This window comes from Rhodobacter capsulatus (assembly GCF_052363175.1).
GTDB lineage: Bacteria > Pseudomonadota > Alphaproteobacteria > Rhodobacterales > Rhodobacteraceae > Rhodobacter > Rhodobacter capsulatus_D.
In genome coordinates, this window is sequence record NZ_CP198946.1 from 2,935,843 (window position 1) to 2,955,054 (window position 19,212).

A 19,212-nucleotide genomic window follows, 5' to 3' on the forward strand; every position below is an offset into this window, starting at 1 on the left:
TAACGCCAAGGGCGGGCGGGGAAAAGCACCCGGACGCGAAAACCGGGGCGGCCGGGCGCTTGTCACGCATTTTGCGTATCATTAGGTTTGCGCCGTTCAGACAGTCCGAGTCAGGGGAAGCGCATGGGGCAGGCAGGCAGACGGGGACTGACATTGGCGGCAGCGCTGGTGCTGGCCGGGGCGGCGGCGCAGGCGCAGGAGGTCGTCTCGAAGCAATACGAAGACGGCGGCATCTACGAAGGCACGTTCAAGGATGGCAAGCAGGACGGCACCGGCAAATATCGCCTGCCCTCGGGCTACGAATATGAAGGCGCGTGGAAAGCAGGCGAAATCGCCGGACAAGGCCGCGCCCGTTTCCCCGACGGCTCGATCTACGAAGGCCATTTCGCCCGCGGCAAACCCGATGGCCGCGGCAAGATCACCTTTGCCGATGGCGGCACCTACGAGGGCGACTGGGTCGCGGGGCAGATCACCGGCAAGGGCGTCGCGCATTACGCGAACGGCACCAGCTACGAGGGCACCTTCACCAATGCGCTGCATGACGGCGCGGGTGTGCTGACCGGCCCTGACGGCTACCGCTACGAAGGCGGCTGGGTGCAGGGGATGAAACAGGGCAAGGGCAAGATCACCTATCCCGATGGCGCCACCTACGAGGGCGACATGGTCAAGGGCCAGCGCGAAGGCAAGGGCAAGCTGATCCTGAAGACCGGCGTGACCTACGAGGGCGACTGGAAAAGCGGCCAGATGGAGGGTCAGGGCCTCCTGATCCAACCCAATGGCGATCGCTACGAGGGCCAGATGGTGGCGGGCAAGCGGCAGGGCAAAGGCCACGTCACCTATGCCAATGGCGATGTCTATGACGGCGTTTTTTTCGCCGACAAGCCGCAGGGTCAGGGCAGCTTCCATGGCGCGGACGGCTACGACTATGCCGGCGGCTGGGTCGAGGGCCGGATCGAAGGCAAGGGCCGGGCGAAATTCCCCGATGGCTCGGTCTACGAGGGCGATTTCAGGAACGACATGCCCGAGGGTCAGGGCAAGATCACCTATCCCGATGGCGCCACTTATGACGGCAGCTGGGTCGCGGGCGGCATCGCCGGTCGCGGCGTGGCGCGTTACGCCAACGGCCTTGTTTACGAAGGCGAATTTCTGGCCGCCCGGCAGCATGGCAAAGGCAAGATGACCTACCCCGACGGCTATGTCTACGAGGGCGACTGGGCCGACGGCACCCGTCAGGGTCAGGGCAAGGCCACCCATCCCGATGGCACGGTCTATGAAGGCGGCTTCGAGGCCGGACAGCGCTCGGGACAGGGCAAGCTCGTCATGCCGGACGGCTTCACTTACGAGGGCATGTGGCGCGACGGCGAGATCGACGGGCCGGGAACGGCCACCTATGCCAATGGCGACGTCTACGAGGGCAATTTCGTGCATGGCCGACGGCAGGGCAAGGGCGTGATGCGCTATGCCTCGGGCAAGATTACGGGCGGCACCTGGTCGGAGGATCGCCTGACGCAACCGGCCGAACTGCTGCCCCCTGCCCCCACGACGCCTGCCGCTCCGGCAAATTGACCTGCGCCCTGGCACGGCACTCCGTTTTTGCATGAGGTCTCTTTCGCAACTGGCTTTGGCAGTGCGATTGTGGTGAAATGGTAAGAAATCGGTAGGGAAAGCTGGGGTATTCGTTGGCTGGCGGGACTCGGCAAAGGCGGCTTGTCCGCGCGGGGTAACCCGGAGCAATCGGGTCAGGTGAGTGCGTTGGCAAGTCAGCAGTCAGACATTGATGGCATCGACTGTCGCAAGGAAATCGACCGGCTGTTCGATCTCGAATACGGGCGTCGTCTCGATGCCCTGTTCCGTTTCAGCCTGATCGTCGGCGTGGGCGTTGTCCTGCATTACTACATCAACACGACCCTGACGCTGTGGTGGCTGGCCGGTCAGCTGCTTGGTCATGCGGTGCATTTTGCCTTCCTGCGCACCCGTGGCGAGACCTGCTCGCGCCGCGAGGTGATGATCGCCGGGGCGATGTTCTGGTATCTCATCGCCGCCTTCATCTGGCTGCCCGCAGAGCTGATCACCTCGACCGATCCGGCACTGCGGATCGGCGGCGCCGCAGGGATCGGGGCGATGCTGGTGTTTCTGATCTACCGATCCGACCGCGTGCTGGCGATCATGCTGGGCGAGATCGTGGTGATCGGTGGCGCCATCGCCTGGGTCGTCTTTCGCACCATCCAGGAGGTCGATCACCCGGGGGCAATCCTCGGCACCATACTCGCCGCCGTCGGATTGCACATCTATTTCACCCTCACCCTGCTCGCCCATCGCCGCGTCCGGATCGAGGCGGAACGCGCCGTGCTGCGCTCGGTTCAGGCACAAAAGATGGAGGCGATCGGTCAGCTTGCCGGTGGGGTTGCCCATGATTTCAACAACATCCTGACCGCAGTGATCGGCAATCTCGATCTTTACGACGCGATGGACACCGATGCAGAACGGCTCAATGCGGTGACCGAAGCGAAGACGGCGGCGCTGCGCGCGGCGGAGCTGGTGAAGCAGCTTCTGGCCTATGCGCGCCGCACGCCGATGCAGATTGCGCGCCGCGATGTCAGCAGCCTGCTCGAACAGCTGCAACTGCTGACGCGGCGGCTCTTGCCGGCCTCGATCACCCAGGATTTCGAGGCGCCGAATACCCCGCTCTGGGTCGCGCTTGACGAAAACCAGTTCATCACCGCGCTGGTCAATCTGGTCGTCAACGCCCGCGATGCGATGCCGAATGGTGGCACTCTGACGGTTTCGGCCCGCCCCGTGCATCTTTTCACCGATGACGTGCAGCCCGATGGCACGGTGTTGAATGCTGGCGACTATGCCGAGGTGACAGTGGCCGATACCGGCACCGGCATCCCGCCCGAGATCATCCGTCGCGTCACCGAGCCCTTCTTCACCACCAAGGCGGTGGGACAAGGCTCGGGACTTGGTCTGAGCATGGTCGACGGATTCGCGCGTCAGTCGGGGGGGCTTCTGACCATCGACAGCTCGCCCGAGGGCACGGCGATGCACCTTCTGCTGCCGATCGCCCCCGCCGAAGAGACGTGGCGCGACACTGCGCAGGACGCGCCGCCCTCGGAATCTCCGCCCCCGCCGCAGGCCCCGAACCGGCCGCAATCGGGCGCGCCGCGCATGGTGCCGGGCCTGCGCACCTCGCAGGCCTGAGCCTGCGGCCCCCCGCCGCGCATTTTCGGGCTTTTCATTTCCCCGCGGCCCCGCCATAGTCCGCCGCATGGCACGGAACAGCATCAGTTCGTTCGGCATGCGCGGGGCTTTCGCCCCCCTCCTCTCCGTGCGCGGTCTCCTTCTTCTTAGCAGCCTCTGAGCGTGCCCAAGGGCGCGACCGCTCGGAGGTATCAGCGCCCACCCCCCGAAGGACCAGGCGAGACGCTGGCATTCGGGAGCCCGCAACGCTAAGAAACCGACATCCCACAGTTCAGGCCCAGACCATGACCGACAAATCCCGCGTTCTGATTTTTGACACCACCCTGCGTGACGGCGAGCAATCGCCCGGCGCCACCATGACCCACGACGAGAAGCTGGAAATCGCCATGCTGCTCGACGAAATGGGCGTCGACATCATCGAAGCCGGCTTCCCGATCGCCTCGGAAGGCGATTTCGAAGCCGTTTCGGCGATTGCCAAAGCCTCGAAGAACTCGGTGATCGCCGGGCTTTCGCGCGCCAATTACAAGGACATCGACCGCTGCTGGGAGGCGGTGAAACACGCCGCCCGTCCGCGCATCCACACCTTCATCGGCACCTCGCCCCTGCACCGCGGCATCACCAACCTCGGCACCGAGGAAATGCTCGAGCGCATCCACGACACCGTGAGCCATGCGCGCAACCTCTGCGAAGACGTGCAATGGTCGGCGATGGACGCGATCCGCACCGAGCGCGACTATCTGTGCCGCGTCGTCGAATGCGCGATCAAGGCGGGCGCCACCACGATCAACATTCCCGACACCGTGGGCTACACCCTTCCCTCGGAATCCTCGGACATCATCTCGATGCTGCTCGAAAAAGTCCCGGGCGCCGACGAGGTGATCTTCGCCACGCACTGCCACAACGACCTTGGCATGGCGACGGCGAACGCGCTGGCCGCGGTCTCGGCGGGCGCACGGCAGATCGAATGCACGATCAACGGCTTGAGTGAGCGCGCGGGCAACACCGCGCTCGAGGAAGTCGTGATGGCGATCAAGGTCCGCAAGGATCTGATGCCCTTCACCACCGCGATCGACACCACGAAGATCATGCATCTGAGCCGCCGCGTCGCGCAGGTCTCGGGCTTCCCGGTGCAGTTCAACAAGGCCGTCGTCGGCAAGAACGCCTTCCTGCATGAATCGGGCATCCATCAGGATGGCGTGCTGAAGAACGTCGAAACCTTTGAAATCATGCGCCCGGCCGATATCGGCCTGACCGAAACCAACATCGCGATGGGCAAGCATTCGGGCCGCGCGGCGCTGCGGACCAAGATGCGCGATCTGGGGTTCGAACTGGCCGACAACCAGCTCAACGACGTGTTCGTGCGCTTCAAGGCCTTGGCCGACCGCAAGAAGGAAGTCTATGACGACGACCTGATCGCGCTTCTGACCGACAGCACGGCGAACACCGACCATGACTTCCTGCAGGTGAAATGGCTGCGCGTGATCTGCGGCAGCGACGGGCAGGAAGCCGAACTGAAGATGCTCGTCGATGGCATTGAAAAGACGGCGAAATGCGCGGGCGATGGTCCGGTCGACGCCTGCTTCAAGGCGGTGCAGGCGATCTATCCGACCAAGGCCGAGCTGAAGATCTATCAGGTCCATGCCGTGACTGAAGGCACCGACGCGCAGGCCACCGTTTCGGTGCGCCTGGCCGAGGACGGACGCATCGTCACCGGCTCGGCCGCCGATACCGACACGATCCTCGCCTCGGTCAAGGCCTATGTCGGGGCGCTGAACCGTCTGCGCGTGCGGAGCCAGAAGACCGCGCCGGATGCCGATGTGAAGTCGGTCAGCTACAAGCTCTGAGCGTTCGGGGCGCTCCCATCTGCATGGGGGCGCCTCTTTCGAGGTCGCGAAGGGCGTATTTGCACCAAGAAAAAGCGGCAGTGCAGCATTTTCTGACGGATTCGTGAAATGTTCGATTTGTGCTATTTCAGGGGCGAAATCCTGACCTCAAACCGCTGAAAAATCGCATTATTGTTAGCGCTCTGCGGAATCTCGCACAGGGGTCCCGACTGGCTCGGGAATCGTCTTCCCCCGCACGGGGCCTTTGCCTATATGGGCTGAAACCGGGCTCGAAGCCGAGTCGCGGCAGCTTCATCATGGGAACGTGTATATGGGCGGGTTGGGCGGAATCTTCTCTTCCGACATGGCAATCGACCTCGGGACGGCGAACACGCTTGTCTATGTCAAGGGCAAGGGCATCGTTCTGAACGAGCCTTCGGTGGTGGCCTATCACGTCAAGGACGGCAAGAAGCAGGTTCTGGCGGTGGGCGAAGATGCCAAGCTGATGCTCGGCCGCACCCCCGGCTCGATCGAGGCGATCCGGCCGATGCGCGATGGTGTCATCGCCGATTTCGACAGCGCCGAGGAAATGATCAAGACCTTCATCCGCAAGGTCCACAAGCATTCGACCTTCTCGAAGCCGAAGATCCTTGTTTGCGTGCCGCATGGCGCGACGCCGGTGGAAAAGCGGGCGATCCGGCAGTCGGTCCTGTCGGCGGGCGCCCGGCGCGCGGGTCTGGTGGCAGAGCCGATCGCGGCCGCCATCGGCGCGGGCATGCCGATCACCGATCCGACGGGGAACATGGTCGTCGACATCGGCGGCGGCACCACCGAGGTGGCGGTCCTGTCGCTCGGCGACATCGTTTACGCCCGCTCGGTCCGCGTCGGCGGTGACCGCATGGACGAGGCGATCATCTCTTATCTGCGCCGCAACCTGAACCTTCTGATCGGTGAATCCACCGCCGAGCGGATCAAGACCACCATCGGCACCGCCCGCATGCCCGACGATGGCCGCGGCACCAGCCTTCTGGTGCGGGGCCGTGACCTGCTCAACGGCGTGCCGAAGGAAATGGAAATCAATCAGGCGCAGGTCGCCGAAGCGCTGGCCGAGCCGGTGCAGCAGATCTGCGATGCGGTGATGCAGGCGCTCGAGACCACCCCGCCCGATCTGGCTGCCGATATCGTCGACCGCGGCGTAATGCTGACCGGCGGCGGCGCGCTTCTGGGCGAGCTCGACCTGTCGCTTCGCGAGCAGACCGGGCTGTCGATTTCCATCGCCGACCAGCCGCTCAACTGCGTGGCTCTGGGTACCGGCAAGGCGCTGGAATACGAAAAGCAACTGCGGCATGTGATCGACTACGACAGCTGAGGCCCCCGCCCAGTTTCAGTCGTGACCGGAGGCTTGCGTGGCGAGAGACCGCGACGAGGACTATGCCGGACCGCTGCGCCGCATCCTGATTGCGGCGTTGGCGATCGGCCTTGCCCTTTCCTTCCTGCTCTGGCGCATCGACGGCCCGCGGGTCGAACGGATGCGCTCGGCCTTTGTCGACCGCTTCGTGCCGACCTTCGACTGGGCGATGGTGCCGGTGTCGAAAGCCCTCGGCATGGTCGAGGGGTTCCAGAGCTACGCCCGGATCTATGCACAAAATCAGGAGCTTCGCCGCGAACTTCAGCAGATGAAGGCGTGGAAGGAAGCGGCGGTTCAGCTGGAACAGCAAAACGCCAAGCTGCTGGCGCAGAACCAGGTGCGGCTGGACCCGAAGCTGACCTCGGTGTCGGGCGTGGTGCTGGCGGACAGCGGCTCGCCCTTCCGGCAATCGGTGCTGCTCAATGTCGGCTCGCGCGACGGCATCGTCGATGGCTGGGCGACGATGGACGGACTCGGGCTTGTCGGGCGCATTTCGGGCGTCGGCAAGACGACGAGCCGGGTGGTACTCTTGACCGATACCGCCTCGCGCGTGCCGGTGACGATCCAGCCTGCCGGGCAGCGCGCGCTGCTGGCGGGCGACAACTCCACCCTGCCGCCGCTCGACTTTCTGGAAAACCCTGACCTCGTGCGGCCGGGCGACCGGGTCGTGACTTCGGGCGATGGCGGGGTGTTCCCGGCCGGGTTGCTTGTCGGTCAGGTCGTGCAGGGGCAGGACCGCCGCCTGCGCGTTCTTCTGGCCGCAGATTACCAACGCCTTGATTTCCTGCGCGTGCTGCGCTCGCATCCGGCCGAGCAGATCACCGATGTCGGCCCGCTGGTGCCACCGCCCGCGGTCGAGCCGCTGCCGCCCCCGGCGCCGGAGGGGGACGATGGTTGACCCGGTCACCTCGCGTCGCCTGATCCATGCAGCGCTTTACATCGGCCTTGTGCTGGTCGTCCTGTTCCTGCGAATGCTGCCGATCAACCCGGTCTCGGACGGATTTCCCGGCCCGGACCTGACGCTGGCGCTGACGCTCGCCTGGGTGATGCGCCGCCCCGATTATCTGCCCGCGCCGCTGATCGTCGCCGCCTTCCTGCTCGAAGACTTCATGTATTGGCGCCCGATCGGGCTCTGGACGCTGATCGTGCTTGGCGGCACCGAATTCCTGCGTGCGCGCGAGGAAAGCTCGCGCGATCTGCCCTTCGTGCTGGAGGCCGTGCTGATCGGCACGGTGATGATCGGCATGCTGATTGCCAACCGCTTCATTCTGGGTCTGGTCATGGTCGAACAGCCGCCGCTCGGGCGCGAGCTTTTGCGGATGCTGGCAACCTTTGTCGCCTATCCTTTCGTCGTGGCCCTGTCGGCGCTGGCTTTCGGGCTGCGCCGGGCCGCGCCGGGCGAGGTCGACGACCTCGGGCGGCCGTTGTGAGCGGAGGGCTTTGAGATGCTGAAGGGGCTCAGACAGCGCAATCAGGCCAATGCGCAGGCCAGCCGCACCTCGATCACCCGCCGCGCGCTGCTGCTCGGTGGCGCACAGGTCGCGGTCGTCGCCGCGCTGGGGCTGCGGATGCGCCACATGCAGCTGGAACGCGCGGACGAGTTCCGCATGCTGGCCGATGGCAACTCGATCAAGATCCGGCTGATTCCGCCCGCACGTGGCCTGATCTATGACCGCAACGGCCTGCTTCTGGCGGGCAATGAACAGAATTACCGCGTGACGATGACGCGCGAGGATGCCGAGGACGTACCGGGCGAACTGGCCGCGCTGCGCCGCCTGATCCCGATGACGGATGAGGAAGCGGCCGCGCTGCTCGAAGAAATCGACCGCCGTCCGGCCAATGCGCCGATCACCCTCGCCGATCGGCTGAGCTGGGAGCAATTCTGCTCGGTCTCGATCAACACCCCTGCCCTGCCCGGGATCACACCTGAGGTTGGCCTGTCGCGGCATTACCCGCATGGCGCCGATTTCGCGCATGTGCTGGGCTATGTCGGGCCGGTGTCGGATTACGACCTCTCGAAGCTCGAAAACCCCGATCCGCTGTTGCGCATTCCGCGCTTCCAGCTGGGCAAATCGGGGATCGAGGCGAAGCTGGAAGACGAGCTGCGCGGCAAGGCCGGGCAGCGCCGCGTCGAGGTGAATTCCGCCGGGCGCGAGATGCGCGAACTCAGCCGTCGCGAGGGCGATCCGGGCGTGGCGTTGCAGCTGACGCTGGATGCGCGGCTGCAGAATTTCGCCATGCAGCGGCTGGCGGGCGAAAGCGCCGCAACCGTGGTGATGGATGTGACGAATGGCGACATCATGGCCATCGCCTCGGCGCCGTCCTTCGATCCGAACCTGTTCGTGCGCGGCATTTCGGGCGCGGATTACAGCGCGCTGATGGAAAACGACCACCGGCCGCTCGCCGACAAGACGGTGCAGGGGGTCTATCCGCCGGGCTCGACCTTCAAGCTGGTGACGCTGCTTGCCGCGCTTGAGGCGGGTGTCATCGGCCCCGAAGAGACTGTCTATTGCCCGGGCTATGTGACCGTGGGCGGGCGCCGTTTCAACTGCTGGAAGCACTCCGGCCACGGCCGGGTGAATTCGGTCTACAGTCTCGAGCAGAGCTGCGACAGCTATTACTACGAGGTCTCGCAGCGCGTCGGCATCGAGGCGATCGCGGCGATGGCGAAGCGGCTGGGCATCGGCGTCAAGCATGATCTGCCAATGTCGGCGGTGGCCGAGGGCAATGCGCCGACCAAGGACTGGAAGCTGAAGCGCTATGGCAAGGACTGGCTGATCGGCGACACGATCAACGCCTCGATCGGTCAGGGCTATGTGCTGGCCTCGCCGCTGCAGCTGGCGGTGATGGCCTCGCGCGTGGCCTCGGGCCGGGCCATCGCGCCGCGGCTGGTGCGCGCGCGCGACGGGGTCGAGGTGCCTGCGCCCGAGGCCCCTGCCCTCGACATCGATCCGCGGCATCTGGCCGTGGCGCGGCGCGGCATGTGGGCGGTGGTGAACGGTTCGCACGGCACGGCGGGCGGCTCGAAAGTCGTGGCCGAGGAATGGCTGATGGCGGGCAAGACCGGCACGTCGCAGGTGCGCTCGGCCGTCGTCAACAACAAGGTGGTGCCGTGGATTCAACGTGACCACGCGCTTTTCATCTGCTTCGCGCCCTATGAGGCGCCGAAATATGCCGTTTCGCTGATCGTCGAACATGGCGGCGGGGGCTCGGCCGCCGCGGCGCCGATCGCGCGCGATATCCTGCTGTTTGCCCTCGCGGGCGGGCTGCCGCCGCTCTCGGCCTATCCATCGGCGCAGCGCGAGACGGTGAAGACCCGCTTCGAGGCGCTGGATCTGATCGATCCGGCCCAGTTCGCGGCACCGACCCGCGGCCGGGCGTAAGGGGGGGCGATGAGCTATCTCGAGAACAACCTCAAGACGATCCCGACCGGGCCGACGAAGATCCTGTTCCTGAACTGGCCGCTGATCTTCCTGCTGACCGCGGTGGCGGGCGCCGGGTTCCTGATGCTCTACTCGGTGGCGGGGGGCAATCTCGAAACCTGGGCCGAGCCGCAGATGAAACGCTTCGGCGTCGGCATCGTCGCGATGATCGCCGTCGGCATGACGCCGATCTGGTTCTGGCGCAACGTCTCGGGCGTGATCTACACGGTGGCGCTGCTGCTGCTGCTCGCCGTCGAGTTCTTCGGCGATATCGGCATGGGGGCGCAGCGCTGGCTCGATCTGGGGCCGGTGCGGTTGCAACCCTCTGAAATCATGAAGATCGGGTTGGTGATGCTGCTCGCCGCCTATTACGACTGGCTGCCCACCGAAAAGGTCTCGAGCCCGATCTGGGTTCTGGTCCCGGTGACGCTGATCCTGATGCCGACCTTTCTGGTGCTGACCCAGCCCGACCTTGGCACGGCGGTGATGCTGACGCTCGGCGGTGGCTTCGTGATGTTCGCGGCGGGCGTCAGCCTTTGGTATTTCGGCACCGTCATCGCGCTCGTTGTAGGGCTGGTGGCGACGGTGCTCGAAAGCCGTGGCACCTCCTGGCAGCTTCTGCACGACTATCAGTTCAAGCGCATCGACACCTTCCTTGACCCTGCCGCCGATCCGCTGGGCGCGGGCTACAACATCATGCAGGCGCAGATCGCGCTTGGCTCGGGCGGCTGGTCGGGGCGCGGCTTCATGCAGGGCACGCAAAGCCATCTGAACTTCCTGCCCGAGAAACACACCGACTTCATCTTCACCACGCTGGCCGAGGAATTCGGCTTCGTCGGCGCCTTTGGCCTGCTGGTGCTTTACGCCGGTATCATCGCCTTCGCGACCTATACGGCGCTCTCGACCAAGGACCGCTATGCCTCGCTCGTGTCGCTGGGCGTGGCCGGAACCTTCTTTTTCTTCTTTGCGATCAACATGGGGATGGTGATGGGGCTGATGCCCGTCGTCGGCGTGCCCTTGCCGATGGTCAGCTACGGCGGCACGGCGATGATGATCCTGCTTGCCGCCTTTGGGCTTGTCCAAAGCGCCCATGTCCACCGCCCGAGGTAAATCATGCTGACCGTCCTCTTCGCCGACCGCATCGAGAATTGGCCCGCCTATGAGCAGGCGCTGACCGCCGCGCTGGCCGAAGCCGGGATCGCCGCCCGGCTGGTGCTGCCGCCCACCGAGCCGGCGACGGTCGATTACATCGTCTACAGCCCGCGCGGCCCGGTGCAGGATTTCAGCGCCTACACGCGGGCCAAGGCGGTGCTGAACCTCTGGGCCGGGGTCGAGCGGGTGGTGGGCAACCCGACGCTGACCCAGCCCTTGTGCCGGATGGTCGACGAGGGGCTTGAGCGCGGCATGGTCGAATGGGTGACGGGCCATGCCCTGCGCGCTCATCTCAACATCGATTTTTTCCTGTCGCATCAGGATGGTGTCTGGCGGCAGGAGGGCAACGTGCCGCCCCTTGCCCGTGATCGCTCGGTCGTGGTTCTGGGGCTTGGCGCGCTGGGGGGGGCCTGCGCGGAAACGCTGGCCGGGCTCGGGTTTCAGGTCACCGGCTGGAGCCGGACGCAGAAGACACTGCCAGGCGTCACCTGCCTGTCCGGCGCCGAGGGGCTGCGCGCGGCGCTCTCGCGGGCCGAAATCCTCGTCACCGTGCTGCCGAACACGCCCGAGACCACCGATCTGCTGAACGCCGACACGCTGGCGCTTTTGCCGAAGGGCGCGGTGATCCTGAACCCCGGGCGCGGCAATCTGATCGACGACGACGCGCTTCTGGCCGCGCTCGACAGCAGGCAGGTCGGCCATGCGACGCTCGATGTCTTCCGCGTCGAACCGCTGCCGCCCGAGCACCCCTATTGGGCGCATCCAAAGGTCACCGTCACCCCGCATATCGCGGCGGAAACCCGCCCCGCCTCGGCCGCGCGGGTGATCGCCGAGAACATCCGCCGGTTCGAGGCGGGCGAGACGCCGCTGCATCTGGTGGATCGCAGCCGCGGGTATTGAGGCCGCGGCTCAGAGGACGGGCTTCGCGACCCCAAGCTGCGCACAAAGCGCCGCGAAAGGCGCTTCAAGGCCCGCCCAATCCGCAGAACGCGCGGCAAACAGCGTCGCCTGCGACTGGTGGATCATGCCGTCCGACAGGATCTTCAGGTGGTTCGCCCGCAGCGTTTCCCCCGACGAGGTGATATCGGCCACAGCCTCGGCGGTGAGGTTCTTCACCGTGCCTTCGGTCGCGCCCTGACTGTCGACCGACTGCCAGTCGGCCACGCCTTCACGCGCCAGAAACTCGCGCAGCAGACGATGATATTTCGTCGCGATCCGCATCCGGTGCCCATGCGCGGCCCGGAAGGCATGCGCCGCAGCATCAAGGTCTTCGAGCGTGTCGACATCGCTCCAGCAGGCAGGCACGGCGATGATCAGATCGGCATGGCCAAAGCCCATCGGCGCCAGATCGGCCACCTGCGTCTGCCAATCGGCCAGTTTCTCGCGCACGAGATCCGAGCCGGTGACCCCCAGATGGATCCGCCCCGCAGCCAGTTCACGCGGGATCTCGCCCGCCGAAAGCAGAACCAGTTCAACGGCTTCCGCGCCTTCGACCGCGCCCGCATATTCCCGATCCGAGCCCGTGCGTTTCAGGGTCAGGCCGCGCGCCGCGAACCAGTCGAAGCATTGCTCCATCAGCCGCCCTTTCGAGGGCACGCCCAGTTTGATCGCGCTCATGCCAGCCCCCCCAGATCGGCGACAAGACCCGGACGGATCACACCGCCCACCGCCGGAATTTCGCGCCCGCCACCCAGAACCCGGGTCAGCGCATCGTAGCGCCCGCCCGAGGCGATTGGCGGGAAGCCCGGATCGGCGGTCTCGAAGCTGAAGACGAAGCCGTCGTAATATTCCATCGTCGCACGCCCGTGGCTGGCCTCGAAAGCGAGCGCCGTCAGGTCGATGCCGCGCGCATCAAGCGCCGCGAGCCGCCGTTCGAGCCGCGCAATCGCCGGGGCCAGCGCCGCGATGCCAAGGTCGCTCAGCTGCGCGGGCGCCCGGTCGGCGGTGCAGCGCAGCGCAAAAAGTGCATCGAGCCGGGCCACATCCTCGGCCGCGATCGGCGCGGTCTCGGCATCGGCTTGCAGCACGGCGATGCGGGCGGTCATCTCTTCGGGCGTGCGCAGACCGATCCAGGGCGCGTCCGTCGTCGCCCCCGCCAGCAGCGCCGCGCGGCTTTCCGTCACGGGAACAAGCCCCGCGTAGCGTTCCATCAGCCGATGGAAGCGTTTGGGGCGCCAGATGTGCCGGGCGAGCGCCGCCTTGCGCGCGGGCAGCGTATCGAGCCCCTCAACCGCGGCGCGCAGCAGACCGATATCGCCGATGGTCGCGGAAAGCGCGAGCGGTTTCAGAAGCTTGGCGAAAAGCGCAAAGACTTCGGCATCGGCAGCCTCGGGGTCTTCGCGGTCAAAGACCTCGTAACCGGCTTGGAAATATTCGGCCACCCGCGCCGCGCCGCGATGATCCTGTTTGCGGAAGACCTCGCCCATATAGGCGTAGCGGGCGGGTTCCGCCCCCTCGGCCATGTGGGCCTGCACGACGGGCACGGTGAAGTCGGGGCGCAACATCATCTCGCCGCGCAAGGGGTCGGCGGTGACATAGGCGCGGGCGCGGATATCCTCGCCGTAAAGGTCCAGAAGCGCCTCAGCCGGTTGCAGGATGTCGGGGGTGACTTCCACCGCCCCCGCAGCTTCAAAGGCGGCCAGAAGACGTTGCCCGATCGATCGCGCTTCGGCCTTGGACGCCATCACTTCACCCCGTAACGCGCAAGAACCTCTTGCACTTTTGCAACCATTTCCCCGGTTGAAACCTCGAATTGCGCCGGTTGCGCTTTCCATTCTTCAACACTGGCGGAAGCGGCGATCTTTGCGCCCAGGATCAGGTCCTTGATCTGCACGACACCGCGGGCAGCCTCGTCGGCGCCCTGGATGATCGCCACCGGGCTTGCGCGCTTGTCGGCATATTTGAGCTGGTTGCCGAAGTTTTTCGGGTTGCCCAGATAAACCTCGGCGCGGATCCCGGCCCGGCGCAGCGTCGCCGCCATGGCGAGATACTCGCCCATCCGGTCGCGATCCATCACGGTGACGACGACCGGGCCTTGTGCCGTGCCGCCGATCCGTCCCTTGGCCCGCAGCGCCGCCAGCAGTCGGTCGACGCCAATCGAAACACCGGTCGCAGGTACTTCCTGTCCGGTGAAGCGCTTCACCAGATCATCATAGCGCCCGCCCCCCGCAACCGAGCCGAAGCTGCGTTTGCGGCCCTTTTCGTCCAGGATTTCAAAGGTCAGTTCGGCTTCGAAGACCGGGCCGGTGTAGTAGCCAAGGCCGCGCACAACGGAAGGGTCGATCACGATCCGGTCCGGGCCATAACCTTGGGATTCAAGAAGGGTGGCGATGATGCTTAGCTCATCAACACCTTCGTTGCCGACCTCGCTCTCCCCAACGATGCTTCGGAGGTAACCGATGGTTGCCTGATTTCTTGTCCATCCTGCAATTGGGTCTATCCCCAAGATCGACCGCACATCTGGATCGCTCGAATTTCTGGCTCGGGACAAATCGTCAGCCACATCAGACGCGCCATGATCCCGAACCCTTGCTTCTAATTGCAGCAAACGTCGGCTTATTGCTTTGTCTGCACCCACAAAGTTCATAATTACATCGGCTTGCGCGTCCGACAGCCCCGCGCCCTTGGTAAAATCGCCCGACTCGTCGAGCCGCCCCTTGCCCATCAGCGCGCGCACGCCCGCCTCGCCGAACTTGTCGAACTTGTCGATGGCGCGCAGCACGATGCCGCGTTCCTCGGCAAAGCGGTCGGAGTCCGAGGGGTCGAGCACCCCCGCCACTTCCATCACGCCGTTCAGCACCTTGCGGTTGTTCACCCGCACGATGTAATCGCCGCGATCGATGCCCACGGCCTCGAGCGCATCGGAAAGCATGCCGCAGATCTCGGCGTCAGCCGCCACCGAAGCCGCCCCAACTGTATCAGCATCGCATTGATAGAATTGACGAAACCGGCCCGGACCGGGCTTCTCGTTGCGCCAGACCGGCCCCATCGTATAGCGCCGATAGGGCGAGGGCAGGTCGTTGCGGAACTGCGCCGCAACGCGCGCGAGCGGCGCCGTCATGTCGTAGCGCAGCGCCAGCCAATCGCCGCCCTCGTCCTGCCAGGCAAAGACGCCCTCGTTCGGGCGGTCGACATCGGGCAGGAACTTGCCCAGCGCCTCGACCGTTTCGACGGCCGAGGTTTCCAGCGGGTCGAAGCCATGCGCGCGATAGACCTCGGCGATCTTGCCAAGCATCGCGGCCCTCTCGGTCACCTCGGCGCCGAAATAGTCGCGGAACCCCTTGGGCGTCTCGGCCTTCGGACGGCGCGGTTTCTTCTCGCTGGACATGGTCTTGCACCCGATCGTTTCTCGGGCGAGGGTGTAGCGGATGGGGGCCACCCCGGCAAGCACGAGAGGGCAAATGAGCGACAGGATCGAGCGCGCCGAGGAAGAACTGGCGCATCTGCGCAAGACCGTGGACGAACTCAGCGACGTTCTGGCGGCGCAGGGCCGCGACATTGAGCGGATGTCGCGGCTTTTGGGCATGCTGGTGGAGCGCGAGGCCGAGCGCGAATTTGCCGCAGGCGGAGCTATTCCCCTTGCGGATCAGAAGCCGCCGCACTGGTGAGCAGGCTCAGACCTCTTCCACCTGCACGACGCCGCGCAGGCTGCGCAGCGCGCCCTTGACCTGCGGGTTCACCGGCAGTTCGCGCCCGGCGGCAATCTGGTAGCGACGGCGCTTTTCCGGATCGAAGACGGAAAAGGTCACTTGTCCGCGCGATTTCACCCGCCCTTCGGCGGCAATACGTTCGAAAAGTGCTGCCACGGCCGAAACCGCCTCGGGCGTTTCGAGATGGATCAAAAGCCCCGATCCGGCCCCGGCATCGCTTGCCACGGTGTCGATCGGCGCCGCGGTCTGGCACAGCATCTTCACCGTCTCGCCCTCGACATCGACCTTGACCGTCAGCACCACGGCCAGCCCGGGTTCCAGATGCGCGCGACAGGCTTCGAGCGTGTCGGAAAAGACCGTGACCTCGTAAGGCCCGGTGGGGTCAGATAGCGACACGAAGGCAAAGCGGTTGCCCTTGGCCGATTTGCGTTCCGACCGCGCCGCGACCTGCCCGGCGATCTTGCCGATGAAAGGCCCCTGCCCCAGCGCCTTGGCCGTGACATCGGCCAAAGTCAGCACCTTTTTGCGTTTCAAAGCAGGCAGATAGTCGTCGAGCGGATGGCCCGAGAGGTAAAAGCCGATCGCCTTGTGTTCCTCGGCCAGACGTTCGCCCGGCAGCCAGTCGTCGGTATCGGCAAGCCGTGGCGGCGGCAGATCGTCGCCCGCCTCGCCGAAAAGCGACACCTGCGCCGAGGACTTCGCCTCGGTCACCGCCGCCGACCAGGCCATCAGCGATTCGAGGCTTTCGAACACGCGTTTCCGGTTCGGGTCGAGCTTGTCGAAGGCCCCCGCCCGCGCCAGCATCTCAAGCGGCCGCTTGCCGATCCGCTTGAGGTCACAGCGCCGCGCGAAGTCGACCAGATCGCGGAAGGGCTTGTCCTCGCGGGCTTTTTCGATGAGCCGCATGGCCTCGACGCCGACGTTCTTCAAGGCACCCAAGGCGTAGATCAGCTTCTGATCGACGACGTCAAAGGTCGCCAGCGAGCGGTTGACGCAAGGCGGCACCACCTCGATCCCCAGCCCCCGCCGCGCCTCGGCCGTGTAGATGGCGAGCTTGTCGGTCAGATGGATATCGCAGTTCATCACCCCGGCCATGAATTCGACAGGGTGGTTCGCCTTCAGCCAGGCGGTCTGATAGCTGACAATCGCATAGGCGGCCGCGTGCGATTTATTGAACCCGTAGTTCGCGAATTTCTCAAGCAGGTCAAAGACTTCGCCCGCCTTTTTCGCGTCGATGCCATGCGTGGCCTTGGCGCCCTCGATGAATTTCGGACGCTCTTTCGCCATTTCCTCGGCGATCTTTTTCCCCATCGCGCGACGCAGAAGGTCGGCACCGCCCAGGGAATACCCCCCCATGACCTGCGCGATCTGCATCACCTGTTCCTGATAAACGATGATGCCCTGCGTTTCCTTCAGGATCGGATCGATGGTCGGATGCAGCGATTCGAGCGGCCTCAGCCCGTGCTTCACCTCGCAATAGGTCGGGATATTCTCCATCGGGCCGGGGCGATAAAGCGCCACAAGCGCCACGATATCCTCGATGCAGGTCGGTTTCATCCGCCGCAGCGCATCCATCATGCCGGTGGATTCGACCTGGAACACCGCGACCGTCTTCGCCGCCGCGTAAAGCTCATAGGTCTTCGCATCGTCGATCGGGATCAGGTTGATCTCGTTCGCGGCCCCCTCGGCGGGCGTATAAAGCGTTTCCCCCAAGGGGTTTACATGCAGCGGACGGCCGGATTTGAGGATCAGGTTGACGGCGTTCTGAATCACCGTCAGCGTCTTCAGCCCCAGAAAGTCGAACTTCACCAGCCCCGCCTGTTCGACCCATTTCATGTTGAACTGCGTCGCGGGCATGTCGGACCGCGGATCCTGATAGAGCGGCACCAGCGCATCGAGCGGCCGGTCGCCGATCACCACCCCCGCGGCGTGGGTCGAGGCGTTGCGCAACAGCCCCTCGATCGCTTGGGCGTAGTTCAAGAGCCGCGCCACCACCTCTTCGGATTTCGCCGCTTCGCGCAAACGCGGCTCGTCCGCCAGCGCCTTTTCGATCGAGACCGGCTTCACCCCCTCGACCGGGATCATTTTCGACAATTTGTCGACATGTCCGTAAGACATCTGCAACACCCGGCCGACGTCGCGCACCGCAGCCTTGGACAAAAGCGCCCCGAAGGTGATGATCTGCCCCACCTTGTCACGACCATATTTGCCCTGCACATATTTGATCACCTCCTCGCGGCGATCCATGCAGAAGTCGATGTCGAAGTCGGGCATCGAGACCCGCTCGGGGTTTAGAAACCGTTCGAAAAGCAGCGAGTAGCGCAGCGGGTCAAGGTCGGTGATCGTCAGCGCATAGGCGACGAGCGACCCCGGCCCCGAACCCCGCCCCGGCCCCACCGGAATCCCCTGCGACTTGCCCCATTTGATGAAGTCGGCCACGATCAGGAAGTAGCCGGGGAAGCCCATCTGCTCGATGATGCCAAGTTCGAATTTCAATCTTTCTTCGTATTCGGCCACCGGCACCGCATGGGGGATCACGGCGAGCCTTGCGCTCAGCCCTTCCCAGGCCTGACGGCGGAGTTCCTCCACCTCATCATCGGCGAAGCGCGGCAGGATCGGCTTGCGCTTGAACGCGGCAAAGGCACAGCGTTTGGCGATTTCGACCGTATTTTCAAGCGCCTCGGGCAGATCGGCAAACAGCGCCGCCATCTCGGCTTCGGTCTTGAGATAATGCTGCGGCGTCAGACGGCGACGGGGCTCGATCTGGTCGACATAGGCACCCTCGGCGATGCAGATCATCGCGTCATGCGCCTCGTACATGTCCGATTTTGGAAAGTAGACGTCGTTCGTCGCAACGATCGGCAGGCCTAGGTCATAGGCCATTTCAAGGAACGGACGCTCGGTCATCCGCTCGCCCTCGGTCAGCTGCCCGCCCTCGCCCGGATGGCGTTGCAGCTCGACATAAAGCCGGGTCGGATAGCAGGCGGCAAGCCGCTCCATCAAGAGCCGGGCCTTGCCCGCCTGAGAATGCTGCAAGAGCTTGCCCACCGGCCCCTCGGCCCCGCCGCTCAGACAGATCAGACCCTCCGCATGGCGCTCCAGATCTTCGAGCGTCACCTGCGGCAGCTGCCCGCCCTTGTCGACGTAAAGACACGACGAGAGCTTCATCAGGTTCATGTAACCCGCTTCGTTCTGCGCAAGCAGCACAAGCGGCGCAGGCAGCCGTGGCTTCTCGCCGGGGGCAGCAATCTCATAGGCGACCGAGACCTGGCAGCCGACGATCGGCTGCAGCCCAGCCCCTTGTGCCAGAACGGAAAATTCAAGCGCCGCGAACATCGCATTGGTGTCGGTCACGGCAACGGCGGGCATGTTCATCGCGTCGCAAAGCTTGATCAGCTTCTTCACCGGAACCGCGCCCTCGAGCAGCGAATATTCGGTGTGCACACGCAGATGGATGAATCGGGGATCACTCATTGCGGCAGACTACGGGCCGCAAAGGGGCTGGGCAAGGGTGCGCGCGAACGCCCAAATATTGACCATCCGGTGCATTTTCATGC

Annotated in this window: 14 protein-coding genes; 10 read left to right on the forward strand and 4 right to left on the reverse strand. The window is 64.9% G+C overall.

What is annotated here, in order from left to right; genetic code table 11:
• Positions 1-123: 123 nt before the first annotated feature.
• The 9 genes from ACTTAI_RS15345 to ACTTAI_RS15385 all read left to right on the forward strand — a co-directional run bounded on the left by ACTTAI_RS15345 (position 124) and on the right by ACTTAI_RS15385 (position 11,906).
• The gene (locus ACTTAI_RS15345) at positions 124-1,566 is read left to right on the forward strand and encodes an MORN repeat-containing protein (RefSeq protein ID WP_444452385.1); all 1,443 of its coding nucleotides are present in this window, start codon (positions 124-126) and stop codon (positions 1,564-1,566) included.
• 186 nt (positions 1,567-1,752) lie between these two features.
• Complete coding sequence (locus tag ACTTAI_RS15350; RefSeq protein WP_444452386.1) at positions 1,753-3,201, forward strand: sensor histidine kinase; 1,449 nt, start codon at positions 1,753-1,755, stop codon at positions 3,199-3,201.
• A gap of 284 nt (positions 3,202-3,485) precedes the next feature.
• The gene (locus ACTTAI_RS15355; protein WP_444452387.1) at positions 3,486-5,045 is read left to right on the forward strand and encodes a 2-isopropylmalate synthase; all 1,560 of its coding nucleotides are present in this window, start codon (positions 3,486-3,488) and stop codon (positions 5,043-5,045) included.
• A gap of 310 nt (positions 5,046-5,355) precedes the next feature.
• The gene (locus tag ACTTAI_RS15360; RefSeq protein WP_444452388.1) at positions 5,356-6,393 is read left to right on the forward strand and encodes a rod shape-determining protein; all 1,038 of its coding nucleotides are present in this window, start codon (positions 5,356-5,358) and stop codon (positions 6,391-6,393) included.
• Positions 6,394-6,430: 37 nt separating this feature from the next.
• On the forward strand, positions 6,431-7,330 hold the full coding sequence (mreC, locus tag ACTTAI_RS15365) for a rod shape-determining protein MreC (protein ID WP_444452389.1): 900 nt from the start codon (positions 6,431-6,433) through the stop codon (positions 7,328-7,330).
• Positions 7,323-7,862, forward strand: coding sequence for a rod shape-determining protein MreD (locus tag ACTTAI_RS15370; protein ID WP_110805328.1), 540 nt, complete (start codon positions 7,323-7,325; stop codon positions 7,860-7,862). Before mreC ends, ACTTAI_RS15370 begins: the two co-directional genes overlap by 8 nt.
• A 15-nt stretch (positions 7,863-7,877) precedes the next feature.
• Complete coding sequence (gene mrdA, locus ACTTAI_RS15375) at positions 7,878-9,815, forward strand: penicillin-binding protein 2 (protein WP_444452390.1); 1,938 nt, start codon at positions 7,878-7,880, stop codon at positions 9,813-9,815.
• A 9-nt stretch (positions 9,816-9,824) separates the two neighbouring features.
• A complete protein-coding gene (gene rodA / locus ACTTAI_RS15380) occupies positions 9,825-10,964 on the forward strand; it encodes a rod shape-determining protein RodA (RefSeq protein WP_444452391.1) in 1,140 nt (379 codons plus the stop codon).
• A 3-nt stretch (positions 10,965-10,967) separates the two neighbouring features.
• Positions 10,968-11,906: a 2-hydroxyacid dehydrogenase gene (locus ACTTAI_RS15385; protein WP_444452392.1), complete on the forward strand. Its 939-nt coding sequence runs from the start codon at positions 10,968-10,970 to the stop codon at positions 11,904-11,906.
• A gap of 9 nt (positions 11,907-11,915) precedes the next feature.
• On the opposite strand, the gene hisG is transcribed toward ACTTAI_RS15385, so the two are convergent.
• From hisG to hisS, 3 genes are read right to left on the reverse strand one after another with little or no spacing between them, the layout of a single operon-like run.
• Positions 11,916-12,623, reverse strand: coding sequence for an ATP phosphoribosyltransferase (hisG, locus tag ACTTAI_RS15390; protein ID WP_444452393.1), 708 nt, complete (start codon positions 12,621-12,623; stop codon positions 11,916-11,918).
• Positions 12,620-13,690, reverse strand: coding sequence for an ATP phosphoribosyltransferase regulatory subunit (locus tag ACTTAI_RS15395; RefSeq protein WP_444452394.1), 1,071 nt, complete (start codon positions 13,688-13,690; stop codon positions 12,620-12,622). The genes hisG and ACTTAI_RS15395 overlap by 4 nt, the downstream gene beginning before the upstream one ends.
• Entirely contained in the window at positions 13,690-15,333 is a 1,644-nt protein-coding gene (gene hisS / locus ACTTAI_RS15400; protein WP_444452395.1) for a histidine--tRNA ligase, read from the reverse strand. The genes ACTTAI_RS15395 and hisS overlap by 1 nt, the downstream gene beginning before the upstream one ends.
• A 73-nt stretch (positions 15,334-15,406) precedes the next feature.
• On the opposite strand from hisS, the gene ACTTAI_RS15405 reads away from it, so the two are divergent.
• Positions 15,407-15,613 carry a SlyX family protein gene (locus tag ACTTAI_RS15405; RefSeq protein WP_013066538.1) on the forward strand — a complete coding sequence of 69 codons (207 nt, stop codon included), beginning with the start codon at positions 15,407-15,409 and terminating at the stop codon, positions 15,611-15,613.
• Positions 15,614-15,619: 6 nt separating this feature from the next.
• Here the strand turns inward: ACTTAI_RS15405 and dnaE are convergent, their stop codons facing one another.
• Positions 15,620-19,129, reverse strand: coding sequence for a DNA polymerase III subunit alpha (dnaE, locus tag ACTTAI_RS15410; RefSeq protein ID WP_444452396.1), 3,510 nt, complete (start codon positions 19,127-19,129; stop codon positions 15,620-15,622).
• Positions 19,130-19,212: the final 83 nt, after the last annotated feature.